The following is a 16764-nucleotide window of genomic DNA, read 5'->3' on the forward strand; positions in this document are numbered from 1 at the left end:
TCACGCCGCGACGGGAAGCGCGGTGCCGCGGGTGTCGGGGTGGGTGAGGGCGGCCAGGGGGTGGTGGGGGGCACCCAACTGGGTGGCCAGTCGACGCGCCAGGTTGAGGCGGACCGGGCCGGTCTCGCAGTCGACGACGACGCAGGGGGCACCGGTCGCCGCGAGCACTGCCGCGGCTGCCGCGGCGCGGTCCAGCGGGCGGTTGCCCGCCGTGGCCCGGCCGTCGGTGACGACGAGGACGAGCGGACGCCTCAACGGGTCGCGCAGGCGCTCCACCCGCAGCAGGTCGGCGGCCGCGAGCAGCCCCTCGGCCAGCGGAGTCCGCCCACCGGTGGGCAACTCGGCCAGCCGGGTCGAGGCGGCCAGCACCGACGAGGTGGCCGGCAGCAACGTCTGCGCCTCGGCGCCCCGGAAGGCGATCACCGCGACCTTGTCCCGCCGCTGGTAGGCGTCGGTGAGCAGGGCGAGCACCGCGTCCTTCACTGTGGTCATCCGCTGCCGGGCACCCATCGAACCGCTGGCGTCCACCACGAACAGCACCAGGTTGCCCTCCCGCCCCTCCCGGACCGCCTCCCGCACGTCGTCCGGGCGCAACCGCAGCGGGCCGCTCAGCCGTCCCCGGGATGCCTGGTGCGGCGCGGCGGCGCGGACCGTCGCCGGCAGGTGCAGCGCCCCGACCCGGCCGGTCGGGACCCGGGCCCCGGTGGTGCGCCCCCGCCCGGTGCGAGCCCGCGAACGTCGGCCCGGCACGCCGTCACCGACACCGGGCGCGGTGAGCACCCGTGCCTTCAGCCCACCCCGGGGTACGGCCACCGGCTGCCCGTCGGCGCCGCCGTTGCGCCCCTGGTCCGGGTCGTCGCCACCGTCCGCGGTGTGCAGGTCGCCGGGCTGAGCGTGCCCGCCGGGGTCGTCCGTCGGGCGCTGCGGCGAGCCGCCGTCGTCAGCTCCGCTCGGCACCTCGGTCCGCCCGTCCGGGCCGGCGTCACCCTCGGCGGGCGCACTCTCGGCCGGGCCGGGTACACGCTGGTCGAGCACGTCGCCGCTGCTCCCCCCACCGCCGGCCGGGCCGCCACCGCCTGATGGGCCGCCACCACCCGGGCCGTCGTCGTCCGGGCCCGGGTCGTCCAGCTCGTCGGGGTGGGCGTCCTGGGCACGCTGCAACGCCTCGTCCAGGCGCTTCTCGTCCAGCCCGGGGGTGTCGAACGGGTCGCGGCGGCGGCGGTGCGGCAGGGCCAGTCGGGCGGCCACCCGGACGTCGTCGATGCTCACCCGGTCCCGGCCGTGCCAGGCGGCGTGGGCCAGAGCGGTACGGGCGGTGACGATGTCGGCGCGCATCCCGTCCACGTCGAACGCGGCGCACACCTCGGCGATCTGCCGCAGCGCGGCGTCCGGAAGTCGTACCCCGGAAAGCCGGCGTCGGGCGTCGGCCACCTGGCCGGCGATCTCCGCGTCGGCGTCGGCCCACCGGGCGGCGAAACCGGCCGGGTCGGCGTCGGCGGCGAGCCGGCGGCGGACCACCTCGACCCGGACCTCCGGGTCCCGGCTGGCGCCCACCTCGACGGTGAGCCCGAACCGGTCGAGCAGCTGCGGACGCAACTCCCCCTCCTCCGGGTTCATCGTGCCGACCAGCAGGAACCGGGCCGCGTGGCTGACCGAGACGCCTTCGCGCTCGACGTGGCTGCGGCCCATCGCCGCCGCGTCCAGCAACAGGTCCACGAGGTGGTCGTGCAACAGGTTGACCTCGTCGACGTAGAGCACCCCCCGGTGGGCGGCGGCGAGCAGACCCGGCTCGAAGGCGCGTACGCCCTCGCCGAGGGCCTTCTCCAGGTCCAGCGAGCCGACCACCCGGTCCTCGGCGGCGCCGACCGGCAGCTCCACCAGCCGGGCCGGACGCGTCTCGGCGGCGGCACCGGCCGGGTGCGGCCCGTCCGGGCAGCCCGGGTCCGGCTCGGCCGGGTCACAACCGAAGCGGCAGCCGGCAACCCGGCGCACTGGTGGCAGCAGCGCGGCGAGTGCCCGAACGGCTGTGGACTTGGCGGTCCCCTTCTCCCCCCGGACCAGCACACCGCCGATCGCCGGGGACACCGCGTTGAGCAGCAGCGCCAGCCGCATGTCGGCCATGCCAAGCACGGCACTGAACGGATAATTGACGATCACTGTGCCTTCCTTCGATCGCGACTGCGGGGCTCGCAAACCCGGCTCACTCCTCGCGCTCACACCCGGTCCTCCAGGTCGCCCTCGCTGGCCAGGTACGTGTCGCGCAGCCGGTCCAGGGTGGCCGGCTCGGGTTTGGCCCACAGCCCCCGGTCGGCGGCCTCCAACAGGCGTTCGGTGATGCCCCGCAACGCCCACGGGTTGGACTGCTCCAGGAACTCGCGGGTGGTGTCGTCGAACAGGTACGCGGCGGCCAGGTGCTCGTACATCCAGTCGTCGACCACGCCGGCGGTGGCGTCGTAGCCGAACAGGTAGTCCACTGTGGCGGCCAGCTCGAACGCGCCCTTGTAGCCGTGCCGGCGCATCGCGGCGATCCACTTCGGGTTGACCACCCGGGCCCGGAACACCCGCCGGGTCTCCTCGCCCAACGTGCGGGTGCGCACGTCGTGCGGCATCGCCGAGTCACCCACGTACGCCTGCGGTGACGTGCCGGTGAGGTGACGGACCATCGCCACCATCCCGCCGTGGTACTGGAAGTAGTCGTCCGAGTCGACGATGTCGTGCTCGCGGGTGTCCTGGTTCTTCACCGCCACCGCGATCCGGGCGAAGGAGCGTTCCATGTCGGCGCGCGCCTCCCGCCCGTCCAGGCCCCGGCCGTAGGCGTAGCCGCCCCACACCGCGTACACCTCGGCCAGGTCCGCGTCGCTGCGCCAGGTCTGCGCGTCGATCAGGGGCAGCAGGCCCGCGCCGTACGCCCCGGGCTTCGAGCCGAAGATCCGGGCGGTCGCGCGCCGCTCGTCACCGTGCTCGGCGAGGTCGGCGGCGACGTGCGCCCGCAGGTAGTTCTCCTCCTCCGGCTCGTCCAGGGCGGCGACCCGCCGCACGGCATCGTCGAGGAGTGCCACCACGTGCGGAAACGCGTCGCGGAAGAACCCGGAGATGCGCACTGTCACGTCGACGCGCGGCCGGCCCAACTCGGCGGTCGGCACCACCTCGATGCCGGTGACCCGCCGGGACCGCTCGTCCCACACCGGCCGGCAACCCAGCAGCGCGAGCACCTCGGCGATGTCGTCGCCCTGGGTGCGCATCGCGCTGGTGCCCCACACGGTCAAACCCACCGAGCGGGGGTACGCCCCGGTGTCGGCGAGGTGCCGGGCGAGCAGCGAGTCCGCGAGGGCCACCCCGACGTCCCAGGCGTTGCGGCTGGGGATGGCCTTCGGGTCGACGGAGTAGAAGTTGCGGCCGGTGGGCAGCACGTTGACCAGGCCCCGGGTGGGTGAACCGGACGGGCCGGGCGGCACGAACCGGCCGTCGAGCGCGCCGAGGGTGTTGGTCAGCTCGTCGGTGGTCCGGTCCAGCCGGGGCACCAGCTCGGTGGCGGCGAAGTGCAGCACGGCGGCGACGTCCGGGATCGGCTGGCCGGTCACCTCCGCGACCACCGCGTCGACGGCCTCGGCGTCCCAGCCGAGCGTCTCCATCCCGATGGCCAACCGCCGGGCGAGGACCTCGATCAGGTCGACGGCGTCGGCGGCGGTGCCGGCCGGCCCGTCCACCACGTCGGTCAGCGCCACCGGGAGGGCGATCCGCTGCCCGGGCGACGCGAGCAGCTCCTGCTCGTCAAGCCCGTACGCGACGGCGAGAGCCTGCCGCATGCCTGGCAGGGCGCGGGCGCCACCCCAGATCTGGGGGGCGCGCAGCACAGCGAGGACCAGGTTGACCCGGGGTTCACCGGTGGGCGCGTCGGCGAGGATGTGCAGACCGTCGCGGATCTGCACGTCCTTGACCTCGCAGAGGTACCCGTCCAGGTGCAGCACGAACTCGTCGAAGTCGTCCGCGTCGGGCATCGCCTCGGCGTGCAGGTCGTGGTGGAGCTCGGCGGCGCGTACGAGGTCCCAGATCTGCGCCCGCACGGTAGGCACCTTCGCCGGGTCGAGGGCCTGCACCGTGGCGTACTCGTCGAGCAGTTGTTCCAGTTTGGCCAGGTCGCCGTAGGTCTCGGCCCGGGCCATCGGCGGCACCAGGTGGTCGATCACCACGGCGTGCGCCCGGCGCTTGGCCTGGGTGCCCTCGCCGGGGTCGTTGACGATGAACGGGTAGACCAGCGGCAGGTCGGCGAGGACCGCGTCGGGCGCGCAGTCGGCGGCCAGGCCGAGGCCCTTGCCCGGCAGCCATTCGAGGGTGCCGTGCTTGCCCAGGTGCACCACGGCGTCCGCGCCGAAGCCGCCGTCGGCGACCGGCGCGGCCAGCCAGCGGTACGCGGCCAGATAGTGGTGACTCGGCGGCAGGTCCGGGTCGTGGTAGATGGCGATCGGGTTCTCCCCGAAGCCGCGGGGCGGCTGGATGAGCAGCACCACGTTGCCGAAGCGCAACCCGGCGAGCACGATGTCGCCGCTCTCGGTGTAGAGCTGGCCGGGCGGCTCACCCCAGTGTTCCCGCATCCGCTCGCGCAGCTCGGTCGGGACCTGGTCGAACCAGCGCCGGTACGTCTGCCCCGGTATCCGGGCCTCGGCGGCGGCCAACTGCTCCGGGGTGAGCCATTCCACGTCGTGACCGCCGGCGGCGATCAGCGCGTGGATCAGCGCGTCGCCGTCCTCGGGCGGTGGAGCGTCACCCAGGTAGTAACCCGCCTCGGCGAGTGCGGCGAACAGGCGGACCGCCGAGACCGGGGTGTCCAGCCCGACGGCGTTGCCGACCCGGGAGTGCTTGGTCGGGTACGAACTGAGGACGATGGCGACCCGCTTGTCGGCGTTGGGCACGTACCGCAGCCGGGCGTGGCGCACGGCGATCCCGGCGACCCGGGCGGCCCGCTCGGCGTCGGCGGCATAGACCGAGAGCCCGTCGGCGTCGATCCGCTTGAACGAGAACGGCACGCTGACGATCCGGCCGTCGAACTCGGGGATGGCCACCTGCATCGCCGCGTCCAACGGGGACAGTCCGGCGTCGCTGCCGGCCCACTGCTCACGGGTGCTGGTCAGGCAGAGCGCCTGGATCATCGGCACGTCCAGGGCGGCCAGGGCGCCCACGTCCCAGGCGTCCTCGTCGCCGCCCCCGGACGCGTCCGCGGCGACCGCGCCGCCGGCCGCGAGCACGGTGACCAGCAGCGCGTCGCAGCGGGCGAAGAGCCCCAACGGGCCCGCGCCCGTGGTCAGGCCCCGCAGCGAGCCGCAGAAGATCGGCAGCGGGCTGCCGCCGGCTTTGTGGACCGCGTCCGCGAGGACGTCGACGAAACCGGTGTTGCCGGCGAGCGCGTGCGCCCGGTAGAAGACGATTCCCACTGTGGGCCGGTCCGGGTCGGTGGGGTGTTCGCCGTGCACGGCGTACGCCGGGGTCGGTGCGGGCGGGGCGAACCCCTCGCCGGTGAGCAGCACCGTGTCGCAGAGGAACCGGGCCAGCTGCGCCAGGTTGTCCGGGCCACCCTCGACCAGGTACGCCAGCGCCTGGGTGACGACCCCGGACGGCACTGTGGAGATGGCCATCAGCTCCGCGTCGGGCAGCGTCTCGCCGCCCAGCACGACCGTCGGCACGCCGGTGGCGAGCACCGCGGCGAGGCCGTCCGGCCAGGCCTGTCGACCGCCGAGCAGGCGTACGACGACGAGGTCGACCCCGACGAGCAGGGCGGGCACCTCGTCGCCGGCGACCCGGGCGGGGTTGGCCAGCCGATAGTCGGCGCCGCTGGCGCGGGCGGCCAGCAGGTCGGTGTCGGCGGTGGAGAGCAGCAGGATGCGCACGGCAGGCTCCGGAGAGTGACGCCCTGGCCGCCACCGAGGCGACCTGGACGAAGCGGGTGGGTGCGGCGTCAGCCGGCACGACGGCGCGGTCGGCTCGCCGACGCGGGCGTCGGGGCCGGTCAGCGCCGGGCGCTCAGCTCAGCGGGGCCGGTGGCCGACGCGGGCGACCTGGAGCACGCCGACGAGGCCGGCCCGGAGCATGCTGGTCCGGCCGGTCGTGGGTGCGGTGCGGCGCCCGCGATGCGGGTCATGACGATGATCGTCGATGAATGAGACGCCGTGCGTCATCGGGTCCTCCTCGGGTGTCCACGCCCTGGGGTACGTCCCGACGGCCGAAGTATCCTGGCTTCCGGATCGACGCTCTCCCCCGGCCTTCCAACCGCAGACACACGGCCGTGACTCACGAGGGGGGATCGCTCCCCGGTGACAGTGGCGGGACCGCGTCGGAATCGCACCGACTTCCTTCACTGCCGTCAGGCCGCGAATGCTGCCACACCGCCGCGCCGCCGGTCAACGCTGGCCCAGCCCGCCGAACTGGCGCCCTTCATCGAGATTCGCCGACTTGTCTGCCCTCGAACCGTCACGTGGCAAAGCCCCGAATCAATGCCAGCTCCCCTTTGCTCTGCTTACCTATAGGCACCAGTGACGCTCCGTGTCTGGTGCAGATAGGTAAGCAGAGCAAAGGGAGGTAGCACCTACCCTGGCCTGCGCCGATCGTCCGAGGGTGCGGTGGCATGCGGCACCCTCGCCTAGGATCGGCGACCACCGGAGCAGCGTCCGCGATCAATCCCGGGAGTCGATCACCATCGTCGCCATGCGATTCCACCACCTCGCCGGCCGTGTCTGGTTCTGCCCGGGCGATCCGGACCCGGAGGCGGTCCAGGCCGGCGTCGCCGTCGTGGCCGACGAGCGCGGCAGTGTGATGATCGACGCCGGGCAGAGCCCCGCGCACGCCCGCGAGATCCAGGCCGCGCTGAGCGCCGCCGGGCTACCCGGACCGCGCTGGCTCGTCTACACCCACCACCACTGGGACCACGTCTGGGGCGCCTGCGCCTGGCCGGGAGTCGAGATCGTCGGGCACGAGACGGCCGTGCCGCTGCTGCGCGCCGAGGCCGCCCGACCGTGGAGTCACCGCTACCTCGACGAGCAGGTACGCGCCAATCCCCGCCTCGGCCCCAGCTTCCGGGCCCGGGCGCGTGCCGTGGACTCCTGGGAGGATTTCGCCATCCTGCCTCCGAACCGCGTCTTCGCCGATCTGGAGGAGCTGCCGGTCGGGGTGGGGCTACGCCACGTCGGCGGCGGGCACGCACCCGACTCGACAGTCGTGCTGGTGCCCGACTCGGGCGTCGTGCTGCTGGGCGACTGCTTCTACCCACCGCCGGCGCACCTGCGCCAACCCGAGGACGGCCTCGACCTGGGCCTGGTCCGGCGACTGCTCAACGGCGCCTATCACTGGTACGTGTCCAGCCACGCCGAGCCGATGACGCTTGAGCAGGCCCGCTCAGCCGTCGAGGCTGCCTGAACAGACGAGCCTCAGCGGGCGTGGCGTTCCGGGTGGGCCCGGCTCCAGGTGCGCATCCGTTCCGGGTAGCCGGTGCGCGCCGCCTCGTACAGCGGCACCGCGTGCTTGCGAGCGATGGACCCCGCGGCCCGCGGCGTGCCGGTACGACGACGGATCCACTCGCCGTCGTGGGCGATCGCCACCACTGTGGTGTCCGTCGCGGTGGTCTCCGGCTCCAGGTAGAACTCCACCCCCTGCCGGCTGGCGACGAACTCCTCCAGCGCCGCGAGATCTTCGCGGGTCGCCTCCCGGTCCAGCTTCGTCGGGGTCGCCTCGGCACCCCGCGACCGGCGGTTGAACCAGCTCATGACCAGCTCCTCTCCTCGACGCCCTCCAGTGCAGCACCGAATCCTGGCAATACGCTGCACGCCGGATGGGAGACAGCTGACCCGCGCCGAAAAGGACGGGTGGAACCACCGGGGCGTACGCGGTGTCATGAGTGTGATCCGAACGGAGGCCTACCCCTGGACGACGACGCTCTCGTCACCCGCGCTCGGGCCGGTGAGCTGGAGGCGTACGACCTCCTGGTCGCCCGGCACACCGCGTCCGCACACCGGACGGCGGTGCTGCTCGGCGCCGGATCGGACTCCGAGGACGTCATCCAGGAGGCGTTCGTGAAGGCGTACCGCAAGCTGTCCCGTTACCGGGGGGAGTCGTCTTTCCGATCGTGGCTGCTCGCGATCGTCGCCAACGAGACCCGCAACCTGCACCGGTCCCGTGGCCGGCGGGACGGGCTCGTCCTGCGGGCCGCGGCGGCGGACCCGGCGTCCGAGATCGCCGAGGACGGGGCGGTCGACGCCGTCCTCGCCGGGGAGCGCCGCGCCTCGCTGGTGCAGGCCCTGCGTCAACTACCGGTACGCGACCGCGAGGTGATCGTCTGCCGGTTCTTCCTCGACCTCAGCGAGGAGGAGACGGTGGCGGCACTGGGCTGGCCCCGGGGCACGGTGAAATCGCGCACGTCCCGGGCGCTGGCGAAGCTTCGCGGCCTGCTCGACCGGGAGGAGGTCCGGCATGGGTGACCTCGAACGGGAGCTGCGCGACCTTTCCGCCTGGCTGGAGACCCCCGACGCGCCGGACGTGACCGCTCGCGTCCGCGTACGCCTCGACAGGCCGGCGCGCCGGTGGCGTCCGCTTGCCGCGGCGGCGCTCGTCGCCGTGGTCGTGGCGGTGGTGCCCCCGACCCGCGCCGCCGTCGCCGACGCGGTCACGGGACTGCTGCGCTTCGCCGGTGTCAGCATCGCCACCACGCCCGCCCGCACGCTGCCCGGCGGCACGCCGTCGCCGTTGCCCGGCCAGCGGTCCATCACTCTGGACGAGGCCCAACGGGCAGTGCGGTTCCCGATCCGTCAACCCGCGAAGCTGGGCCCACCCGAGCGGGTGCTCGTCGCCGACCCCGACGACACGGGCACCTGCCGGGTGGCGACGTTGCTCTACGACGGGGGCGCGCTGCGCGTCGACGCGTTCGACGGTCATCTCAATCTGGCCTTCCACAAGGAGGTCACGCCGCCGGGAGCGGACTGGGTCCAGGTCAACGGCGACTTCGCCATCTGGGTGGACGGGCCACACGTGCTGTCGTACGTGGACCGCGCGGGTGAGGTCCGCCAGGAGACCGCCCGACTGGCCGCCTCGACCCTGATCTGGCAGGAGGGCGACGTGAGCTACCGGCTGGAGGGTGCCGTCGGCAAGGCGGAGGCGATCGAGATCGCCCGCTCACTGCGCTAGGCGGGAACCTGGCGGGCGCGGCCGGTGTCATGACGGTGCGACGAGTCGTCGACGCGTACCGGAAGGGGCGAGATGGTTTCCTGGGGCAGATGGGTGCTGGCATCATCGGTGGTCCTGCTGGCGGGGTGCACGACCACGACCAGCGGCGGGGCAGCCGCGCCAACGAGCTCTGCCGCCACCACGGCGAGCGCCACGGCCGCCACGGCGAGCGCCGCGACCGGCTGCGCGGCGCGGGTCGAGACGGGGTCGCTGCCGGACTGGGCGGACGCCGGGTTCAGCGGGGACGCCCGGGTCCCGCACGTGTTCGGCGCGAAGGGTGACATCGTGGCGGTGGTGTTCGCCCATCCGCTGCGGCAGCACCGCAAGGACGGGTCGAACAACAAGATCCTTTGGGTGGCCCGGGCCGCCACGACCTCGCCCGACCCGAGCGCACCGGCGACCCTGGTGATCACCGCGACGCTCGACGGCACCGACACCCTTGTCACCCGGGAAGTCGCCGGCGGACCGGGCCCGTCGATCATCGACATGCCCCAGGCCGGTTGCTGGCGCCTCGACCTACGCTGGTCCGGGCACACCGACACGATGGACCTGGTCTACGCACCATGACGTCGTGCCCTGGCGCCGCCTAGGCTGCCGGGCGTGCTGAAGGACGCGCGGGCGGCGGCGGCCCGCAACAACGCCGAATGGTGCGACATCGTCTGCGGCAGCCACGGGCTGGCCGGGCGTACCGACGACGAGGCCTGGTCGGTCCCGCGCCGCTCACCCCCGTGGTATCCGGACGCGGTCACCCTGCGGCCGGGGGTCGACGCCGAGGCCCTGCTGGCGCGCATCGACGCGGGGCCCGGCGCGTCGGTGAAGGACAGCTTCGCCGACCTCGACCTGTCCGGACACGGGTTCCGGGTGCTCTTCGACGCCCAGTGGATCCACCGCCCACCGTCGGCACCAGCTGCCGGCACACCGCTGGCCGCGGTCACCACACCCGACGAGTTGGCGGCCTGGGCGACGGCACACGGCGGTGGCGAGCTGTTCCGCCCCGCGCTCCTGACCAATCCCCGGGTACGGGTGCTCGCCCGCCACGACGACAGCGGCGTGATCACCGGCGGCGCGGTGCTCAGTGGCGGCGACGGCGGGTACGGCGTCTCCAACCTGTTCACCCGCTCCGACGACCCCGAGGCCATCTGGTGGGCGGTGTGCGCCACCCTGCCCACCGCATCCCTGGTCGGCTACGAGGAAGCCCCGGACCTACCCCCAGCCCGACAAGCAGGCTTCCACCCGACGGGCCCCCTCCAGATCTGGCTCCACCCCTAACCCCCTCCCGCCCTCCCCCCTTTCACACCGTTGATCATGAAGTTAGCGACATCGACACCGGCGTGTCGCGCCGCTAACTTCATGATCAACGGGGCAGGCCGGGTCGGGGCAGGTGGGGGTGGGGGTTAGGCCAGGTTCTTCAGGTCTTCGGGGGTCAGGGTCAGGGCTCCCGCCGCTATGTTCTGCTCCAGGTGGGTGGGGTCTGCGGTGCCGGGGATGGCGAGCACGTGGGGGCCCTGGTGCAGGGTCCAGGCGAGGCGTACCTGATGTGCGGTGACGCCGTGGGCGCGGGCGACGGCCTCGACGGCCTCGCCCTGTGCGGCGCTCGCGCCCGCCTCCCTGCCCGTGCCGGCCAGCGCGAAGAACGGCACGTACGCGATGCCCCGTTCACCGCAGGCCCGGACGAACGCGTCCTGCTCGCGGTAGGCGTCCACCCCGTAGTTGTTCTGCACGCACAGCACCGGCGCGATGCCCGCCACGTCGTCCAGCTGCTCGGGCCGGACGTTGGAGAGCCCGAGGTGTCGGATCAGCCCGGCGGCACGCAGGTCGGCGAGCGCACCGAACCTCTCCGCCAGCGGCACCGCACCGGGCCCTCGACCGAGGCGCAGGTTCACCACGTCGAGCTGGTCGCGGCCGAGCCGGCGCAGGTTGTCCTCCACCTGGTCGCGCAACTGCGCCGGGGTGAGCGCCTCGGTGAAGCCCGCCTCCGGGTCGTACCCGAAACCGACCTTGGTGGCGATGACCAGGTCCTGCGGGTACGGGGCGAGCGCCGCGCGGATCAGCTCGGTGGCGTAGCGGGCCGGGCCGGTGCCGACCCGCAGGGTGCCGCCGGGTGAGACGTAGAAGGCGGCCGTGTCGATGTGGTTGACGCCCAGCTCCACGGCGCGGCGCAGCAGGGCGACGGCCCGGTCACGGTCAGGGTTCGCGGTGATCCGCATGGAGCCGAAGCCCATCCGGTGCACGGTGCGGTCGCCCAGGGTCCAGGTGCCCGCCGCGGCGGCGGTGATCTCGTCGGTTGGCATCGGGCGACACTAACCAGCCCGGGTACGCGGCGCAGTCGGCCGCGCACCCGATACCGCTCGGCGGTGAATGGGGTTAGTTTTTGTGTGCTGACGGAGCCGGTTCGACGGCGTGCGGTGGGCGCAGCACCCGCACCAGCAGCAGGGTCGGCAGCAGCAGCAGCGGCACCACCAGCAGCGCGCGCAGGATGCCGACCTCGTCGCCGAGCAGCCCCAGCAGCGGCGGCCCACCCAGGAACGCGGTGTAGCCGATCACCGCGACCACGCTCACCCGCACCGGCGCGTGTGCCTCCTCGTCGGCCGCAGCGCTCATCCCGACCGGGAAGCCCAGCGACGCGCCGAGGCCCCAGAGAGCGACGCCGACGATGGCCACCGGCCCGGAGCCGGCCAGTACGGCAAGGCTGGCACCGACCACGGCGAGCCCGATGGTGCCGCTGAGCACCGGCACCCGACCCCACCGGTCCAGCGCGACGGTGCCCGCGGTGCGCCCGATGGTCATGCCCACGACGAAGACACCGAAGACCGCCGCGCCGGCGGCCTCGCTCAGGTCCCGACCGTCCACGAACGCGACCGCCAGCCAGTCGTTGGCGGCGCCCTCGGTGAACGCCGCCACCAGCACGAACAGCCCGATCAGCAGGGTGCGCGGCTCCCGCCAGGCAGCGAGCTGCGCCCGGCGACGGGCAGCCGGGGTGGCGTCCGCCGGGTCGCCGGCGTGGTCGCCGCCCAACGGCAGGAACGTCCGGGCCGCGAGTGCGGTGCCGATCAGTACGACCACCGCCACCCCGACGAGGTGTGCGCCCACCGACACGTCGAACCGGGCCGCCGCGGCGCCGAGCGCCGCGCCGGCCACCGACCCCAGGCTCCACGCGGCGTGGAAGCGGGGCATGACGGTACGCCTCAGGCGCCGTTCCACCGCCGCGCCCTCGACGTTCATCGCCACGTCACAGGCGCCGGAGCCGTAGCCGAAGGCGGCCAACCCGAGCGCGACGACGGCGAAGGAGCCGGCCATCGTTGCGCCCAGCCCCGCCACGGTGAGGCCGACCGCGACCAGCACGGTGGCCAGTGTCACGGTGCGGGCCGCGCCCAGTCGCTGGGCGAGCAGGCCGGAGGTGGGCATGGCGAGCAGCGCGCCGACGCTCATCGCCAGCAGCAGCAACCCGAGCCGGCCGGCGGAGAGGTCCAACGCCTCGCGGACCGCCGGCACCCGGGAGAACCAACTGCCGACGGCCAGCCCGTTGAGGGTGAAGGTGACCGCCACGCCGTTGCGGGCGAGCAGCACCGCCCGTGACGGCGGCGGTGCGGTGTCCGGGGCAACGGGACGGCTGGTGGGGGCGCTCACGGGGTCAGGTCCTCTTCCTCGGGGTGATCTCCTCGCACGATCGCACACCTGAGAGCGCTACCACCACAACCGGCGACCGCCCCTTACCGACCCGGGACCGGCCGGGGCATGATGTGAGCAGGCGTTTGTCCGACCTCACGGGCCGCCGTGGGAGGCGACGATGACGGCAGCGGCACACCGACCGGCCACTCTCGAGGACGTAGCGCGGGTCGCCGGGGTGTCCCGGTCTACGGCGTCCCGGGTGATCGCCGGCACGGGGTTCGCCTCGCCGGCTGCCCGGGAACTGGTCACAGCGGCCGTCGACCAGCTCGGTTACGTGCCCAACCCGGCAGCCCGGGCGCTGGTCCGCGGCGGCGGTGGCGGCGTACGAATGGTCGTGGCCGTGCTGGGCACCAGCGCAGCGGTGCTGGACGACCCGTACGTGCACCGGGTGGTCGGTTCGGTCGCCCGGGTGTGCACGCCCTCCGGGGTGGGGGTGGCGCTGCACTGGTTGCCGCTCGACGACCCACGAGGCCTCGACCAGCTCGACGATCGCAGCGTGTGCGGGGTGATCCTGGTCAACACCACCGAGGACCTGTTGGAGTCGGTGCCCCGCTCGCTGCGCGGCAGGGTGGTCTCGATCGGCGTCGGCTCGGCGAGCGTGCCGTCGTTCGACGTCGACAACGGCGCCGGCTCCGAGGAGGTGCTGCGCCACCTGTACGCGACGGGTCGCCGCCGGATCGCCATGGTGACCGGCCCTCGGTGGCTGCCCTGCGCGCAGCGCCCCGTTCAGACGTACCGCCGCCTCATGAGCCAGGCCGGCCTGCCGGAGCGGATGCTTCCCGGGGATTTCACGGCGGCGCGTGGCCGGGTGGCGGCGGGCGTGGCGCTGCGTCAGTGGCCGGACCTCGACGCGATCTACTCGATCAGCGACGACACCGCGCTCGGGGTGATGGCGGGCCTGCGGGACGCCGGTGTGCGGGTGCCCGACGACGTCGCGGTCGCCGGCTTCGACGACATCCCGCTGGCCGGGCTGACCGCCCCGGCGCTGACCACGGCGAGCCACCCGGTGGGGCGGATCGCCGCCGCCGCGGCCACCGCACTGCTGGACGGACGTCCGTCCGCGCCGGTGACCCTCTTCCCGTCCGCCCTGGTGGCCCGGGCCAGCGCCTGAGTCGACGGTCAGCACCTCGGCGACGGTTAACCCAGGTCGGGGCGGGTAACCGTGTCGGACGTTTTCCTCGACTGCGAGGGGTGGCCTGTGCCCGACTCCGCGCCGCCGTACCGGACCCCGCAGGACCCCCGGCACGGCCGGTTGACCGCCCGCCGCCACGCGCCGGTGGTGCCGGGGCCGACCGGGCTCGTGCCCATGAATGGCCCCGACGGTGACCAGCTGGCGATGGCGTACGCCCCGGAGCCGGCCGCCGACGGATCGGTGTACCGGTTGGTGCTGCTCCTGCACGGTGCGGGCGGCTCGGCGCGGCAGGGGCTGGACCTGCTGCTGCCCGTCGCGGACGAGCACCAACTGCTGTTGGTCGCCCCGCAGTCGTCGGCGGCCAGCTGGGACCTGATCGCTGGCGGCTTCGGCGCGGACGTGGCGCGGATCGACGGGCTGTTGGCGACCGTCTTCGACCGCTACCCGATCCAGGAGGTGACGTTCGGTGGGTTCTCCGACGGTGCCTCGTACGCGCTGTCGCTGGGCCTGGCCAACGGCGACCTGGTCGACGCGGTGCTGGCCTTCTCCCCCGGTTTCGCCGCGCCACCGGTCACCCACGGTCACCCCCGGATCTTCATCTCGCACGGCGTCGACGACCGGGTGCTGCCCATCGACGTGTGCAGCCGCCGGCTCGTCCCGCACCTGCACAGCCGTGGCTACGACGTCACCTACGAGGAGTTCCCCGGCGGTCACGAGATCCCGCCGCCGATCCGCGCTGCCGCCACCACCTGGCTGACCACCTGACCGGGCCGCGGCCAGGAGGCAGGGCGTCGGTCGGGGACGGGTCAGATCGCCGGGAGGCCGAGGGCTTCGTCCACCCGGGCAAGGACGGCGGCGTCGTCGTCGGGGTTGACGCCACGTAGCAGGTCGATGGCCGTTGCCCGGACCTGACCGATGATCATCGCCAGTGGGAGGGCCTGCGTCGAGCCGAAGAGCTGCCCGGCGGTGCGCACGGCGGCGAGCGCCGACTCGTCGGCCCGGGTTGCGTGCTGATCGGCGGTCTCGTCCTGCCCCGTCAGGTCGGCGGCGAGGGCAGCGCCGGCCTCGCGGACCGCCTCGGCCAACGACCGCAGGGCCGCACCCAGCTCGGGTGGTGCCGGGGCGTGCGTCCTGCTGAGTGTCACACCGGCGCGGGCCAGAACCCGGACGTTGCGTACCGCGTAGTCGATCTGCCGGATCGACTCGTCGACCGACTTCAGCCTACCGATGTGCCGACGTCGACGGACGTTGAGCTGCAGCGCCTCGCCGGCGGCGAGCACGCCGTCGCGCAGGCCGTCGACCCGGGCGTCCATCCCCCGGGCCTGCGTCAGCGCGGCGACCGCCGCGGCCTCGTCGCGGTGATCCAGGGCGTCGGCGATCCCGCCCAGCAGCCCGGCCAACTCGTCGAAGGTTCGCCGAACCTCGGCGACCAGCGGCGCGAGGGGGCGCCGGGCGTCGACCAGCAGACTGGCCGCGAGCGCGACCGCGCCACCGATCAGCGCGTCGACGAAGCGGAACGGCACCAGTGTGCCGTCCGGTGGTGCGACAACCACCAGGTAGAGCGCGGAGACCGCGGCCTGCACCAGCGTCACGCCGGTGGCACCGAAGGCCACCGCGAGGAGCACGGTGAGCAGGATGACGGTGAAGACCGTCCAGGTGCTGCCGGGGCCGAGCGCCTGCACCACCAGGTCCGCGACGAGCACCCCGGCGGCGACCCCGAGGACGACCTCGACGGCCCGGCGGATGCGCTGGCCCCGGGCCTGACCGAGAACGATCAGCGCTGCGGCCGGTGCGAAGAAGGGCTGCGGATGCCCGAGCAACCGGGTGGCGAGCAGCCAGGCCACCGTGGCCGCGACTGTTGCCTCCACCACCGGTCGCCAGCCGTGCCGCACACGCCCGCCAGCCGTCCGCAGACCGCTGAACCGCACCATCGCCAACCTTCCCGAACACCCGCCGACCAGCCACCGCGACGCGCCGCCCGACCCACGGCACCCCGAGGCGATCGTCTCCCATCACGCGACAGACCTGATCGGCGGGCTGCTCCGAGGAGACGACGGAGTCGGGGCGGTCAGCGTCCGGTCAGGGCGCGCAGCAGCGTACGGACCGCGGCGCCGAGGTCGGCTCGGCTGGCCGCGCTGCCGGGCTGTGGGGCGCTGAGCGCGCCCGCGCCGACCAGCCGGTCGAAGAGCAGCCCGTCCACGAACGCGACGAACTGGTCGCCCTGCCGGTGCGGGTCGGCGGCCCCTGCCCGGGTCAGCAGGTCCCGGGCCTGCACCCGCAGGCCGGTGCCGTGTTGCAGGATCCCGCGCAGCTCGGGCCGGTGCACCGCCTCCAGCAGGCAGGCGTAGCGGGCCAGGGTCCGGCTGCGACCGGTGCTCAACCACCGGTCGAGCACCTCGGCGACGCCGGTGGCGAGCGCGTCGAGGTCGTCGGCGTCGAGCTGAGGGGCAGGGGTCGGGGGCGGCGGCTGGGTCGGCAGGTCGTACGCCGCGAGGTCGCCGCGGTCGCGCTCGGCGAGCCGTCCCACCACCGCCTCGATCAACGCCTGCCGGGTCCGCAGGTACGCGGAGGTGGTGCCGGGTGGCATCCCGGCGCGGCCGTCGACCGCCCGGTGGGTGAGCGCTCGCATGCCACCGTCGGCGATCAGTTCGATGGCCGCGTCGGTCAGCAACGCGATCCGGTTCGTCCGGGCCGTCACGGCGCTCCCCCTTCCGGTGGTCCGCAGGTAGTATCACTCTTCTACAGATGTAGAAAGGTGA

15 protein-coding genes and 1 riboswitch are annotated in these 16764 nt (G+C 73.8%); of the genes, 8 read left to right on the forward strand and 7 right to left on the reverse strand.

Translation table 11 applies throughout. From position 1 onward, the window contains the following. Entirely contained in the window at positions 1 to 2217 is a 2217-nt protein-coding gene (locus CLT68_RS23130; RefSeq protein ID WP_099853954.1) for a magnesium chelatase subunit D family protein, read from the reverse strand. Then, positions 2214 to 5882, reverse strand: a complete 3669-nt coding sequence (cobN, locus tag CLT68_RS23135; protein ID WP_099853956.1) for a cobaltochelatase subunit CobN — start codon at positions 5880 to 5882, stop codon at positions 2214 to 2216. The genes CLT68_RS23130 and cobN overlap by 4 nt, the downstream gene beginning before the upstream one ends. A 60-nt stretch (positions 5883 to 5942) precedes the next feature. Between cobN and CLT68_RS23140 the strand changes: the two genes are divergently transcribed. Both CLT68_RS23140 and CLT68_RS23145 read left to right on the forward strand, forming a co-directional pair. Then, positions 5943 to 6155 (forward strand): hypothetical protein, encoded by a 213-nt coding sequence (locus CLT68_RS23140; protein WP_099853958.1) that lies wholly within the window; start codon positions 5943 to 5945, stop codon positions 6153 to 6155. Between the two features lie 40 nt (positions 6156 to 6195). Beyond that, positions 6196 to 6372: riboswitch (cobalamin riboswitch) on the reverse strand. 324 nt (positions 6373 to 6696) lie between these two features. Beyond that, positions 6697 to 7404, forward strand: a complete 708-nt coding sequence (locus tag CLT68_RS23145) for an MBL fold metallo-hydrolase (protein ID WP_099853960.1) — start codon at positions 6697 to 6699, stop codon at positions 7402 to 7404. An 11-nt stretch (positions 7405 to 7415) separates the two neighbouring features. Here the strand turns inward: CLT68_RS23145 and CLT68_RS23150 are convergent, their stop codons facing one another. After that, positions 7416 to 7751 carry a hypothetical protein gene (locus tag CLT68_RS23150; RefSeq protein ID WP_099853962.1) on the reverse strand — a complete coding sequence of 112 codons (336 nt, stop codon included), beginning with the start codon at positions 7749 to 7751 and terminating at the stop codon, positions 7416 to 7418. Positions 7752 to 7850: 99 nt separating this feature from the next. Here CLT68_RS23150 and CLT68_RS23155 point away from each other — a divergent pair, with 99 nt between their 5' ends. The 4 genes from CLT68_RS23155 to CLT68_RS23170 all read left to right on the forward strand — a co-directional run bounded on the left by CLT68_RS23155 (position 7851) and on the right by CLT68_RS23170 (position 10473). Next, entirely contained in the window at positions 7851 to 8462 is a 612-nt protein-coding gene (locus CLT68_RS23155; protein WP_099853964.1) for an RNA polymerase sigma factor, read from the forward strand. Further along, positions 8455 to 9165, forward strand: a complete 711-nt coding sequence (locus CLT68_RS23160) for a hypothetical protein (protein WP_099853966.1) — start codon at positions 8455 to 8457, stop codon at positions 9163 to 9165. Before CLT68_RS23155 ends, CLT68_RS23160 begins: the two co-directional genes overlap by 8 nt. Before the next feature lie 93 nt (positions 9166 to 9258). Then, positions 9259 to 9771, forward strand: coding sequence for a hypothetical protein (locus CLT68_RS23165; RefSeq protein ID WP_486482283.1), 513 nt, complete (start codon positions 9259 to 9261; stop codon positions 9769 to 9771). 33 nt (positions 9772 to 9804) lie between these two features. Continuing rightward, entirely contained in the window at positions 9805 to 10473 is a 669-nt protein-coding gene (locus tag CLT68_RS23170) for a hypothetical protein (RefSeq protein WP_099853970.1), read from the forward strand. Between the two features lie 125 nt (positions 10474 to 10598). Here CLT68_RS23170 and CLT68_RS23175 read toward each other — a convergent pair whose 3' ends face one another. Both CLT68_RS23175 and CLT68_RS23180 read right to left on the reverse strand, forming a co-directional pair. Next, positions 10599 to 11495, reverse strand: coding sequence for an aldo/keto reductase (locus tag CLT68_RS23175; protein ID WP_099853972.1), 897 nt, complete (start codon positions 11493 to 11495; stop codon positions 10599 to 10601). A gap of 73 nt (positions 11496 to 11568) precedes the next feature. After that, positions 11569 to 12831: an MFS transporter gene (locus CLT68_RS23180; protein WP_099853974.1), complete on the reverse strand. Its 1263-nt coding sequence runs from the start codon at positions 12829 to 12831 to the stop codon at positions 11569 to 11571. 160 nt (positions 12832 to 12991) lie between these two features. On the opposite strand from CLT68_RS23180, the gene CLT68_RS23185 reads away from it, so the two are divergent. After that, on the forward strand, positions 12992 to 13984 hold the full coding sequence (locus CLT68_RS23185) for a LacI family DNA-binding transcriptional regulator (RefSeq protein WP_099853976.1): 993 nt from the start codon (positions 12992 to 12994) through the stop codon (positions 13982 to 13984). Positions 13985 to 14071: 87 nt separating this feature from the next. Then, a complete protein-coding gene (locus CLT68_RS23190; protein WP_099853978.1) occupies positions 14072 to 14770 on the forward strand; it encodes a phospholipase in 699 nt (232 codons plus the stop codon). Between the two features lie 41 nt (positions 14771 to 14811). Here CLT68_RS23190 and CLT68_RS23195 read toward each other — a convergent pair whose 3' ends face one another. Both CLT68_RS23195 and CLT68_RS23200 read right to left on the reverse strand, forming a co-directional pair. After that, entirely contained in the window at positions 14812 to 15936 is a 1125-nt protein-coding gene (locus tag CLT68_RS23195) for an FUSC family protein (RefSeq protein WP_088948402.1), read from the reverse strand. A gap of 137 nt (positions 15937 to 16073) precedes the next feature. After that, positions 16074 to 16703, reverse strand: a complete 630-nt coding sequence (locus tag CLT68_RS23200; protein ID WP_099853980.1) for a TetR family transcriptional regulator — start codon at positions 16701 to 16703, stop codon at positions 16074 to 16076. Positions 16704 to 16764 lie beyond the last annotated feature (61 nt).

Source organism: Micromonospora sp. CNZ299 (genome assembly GCF_002754415.1).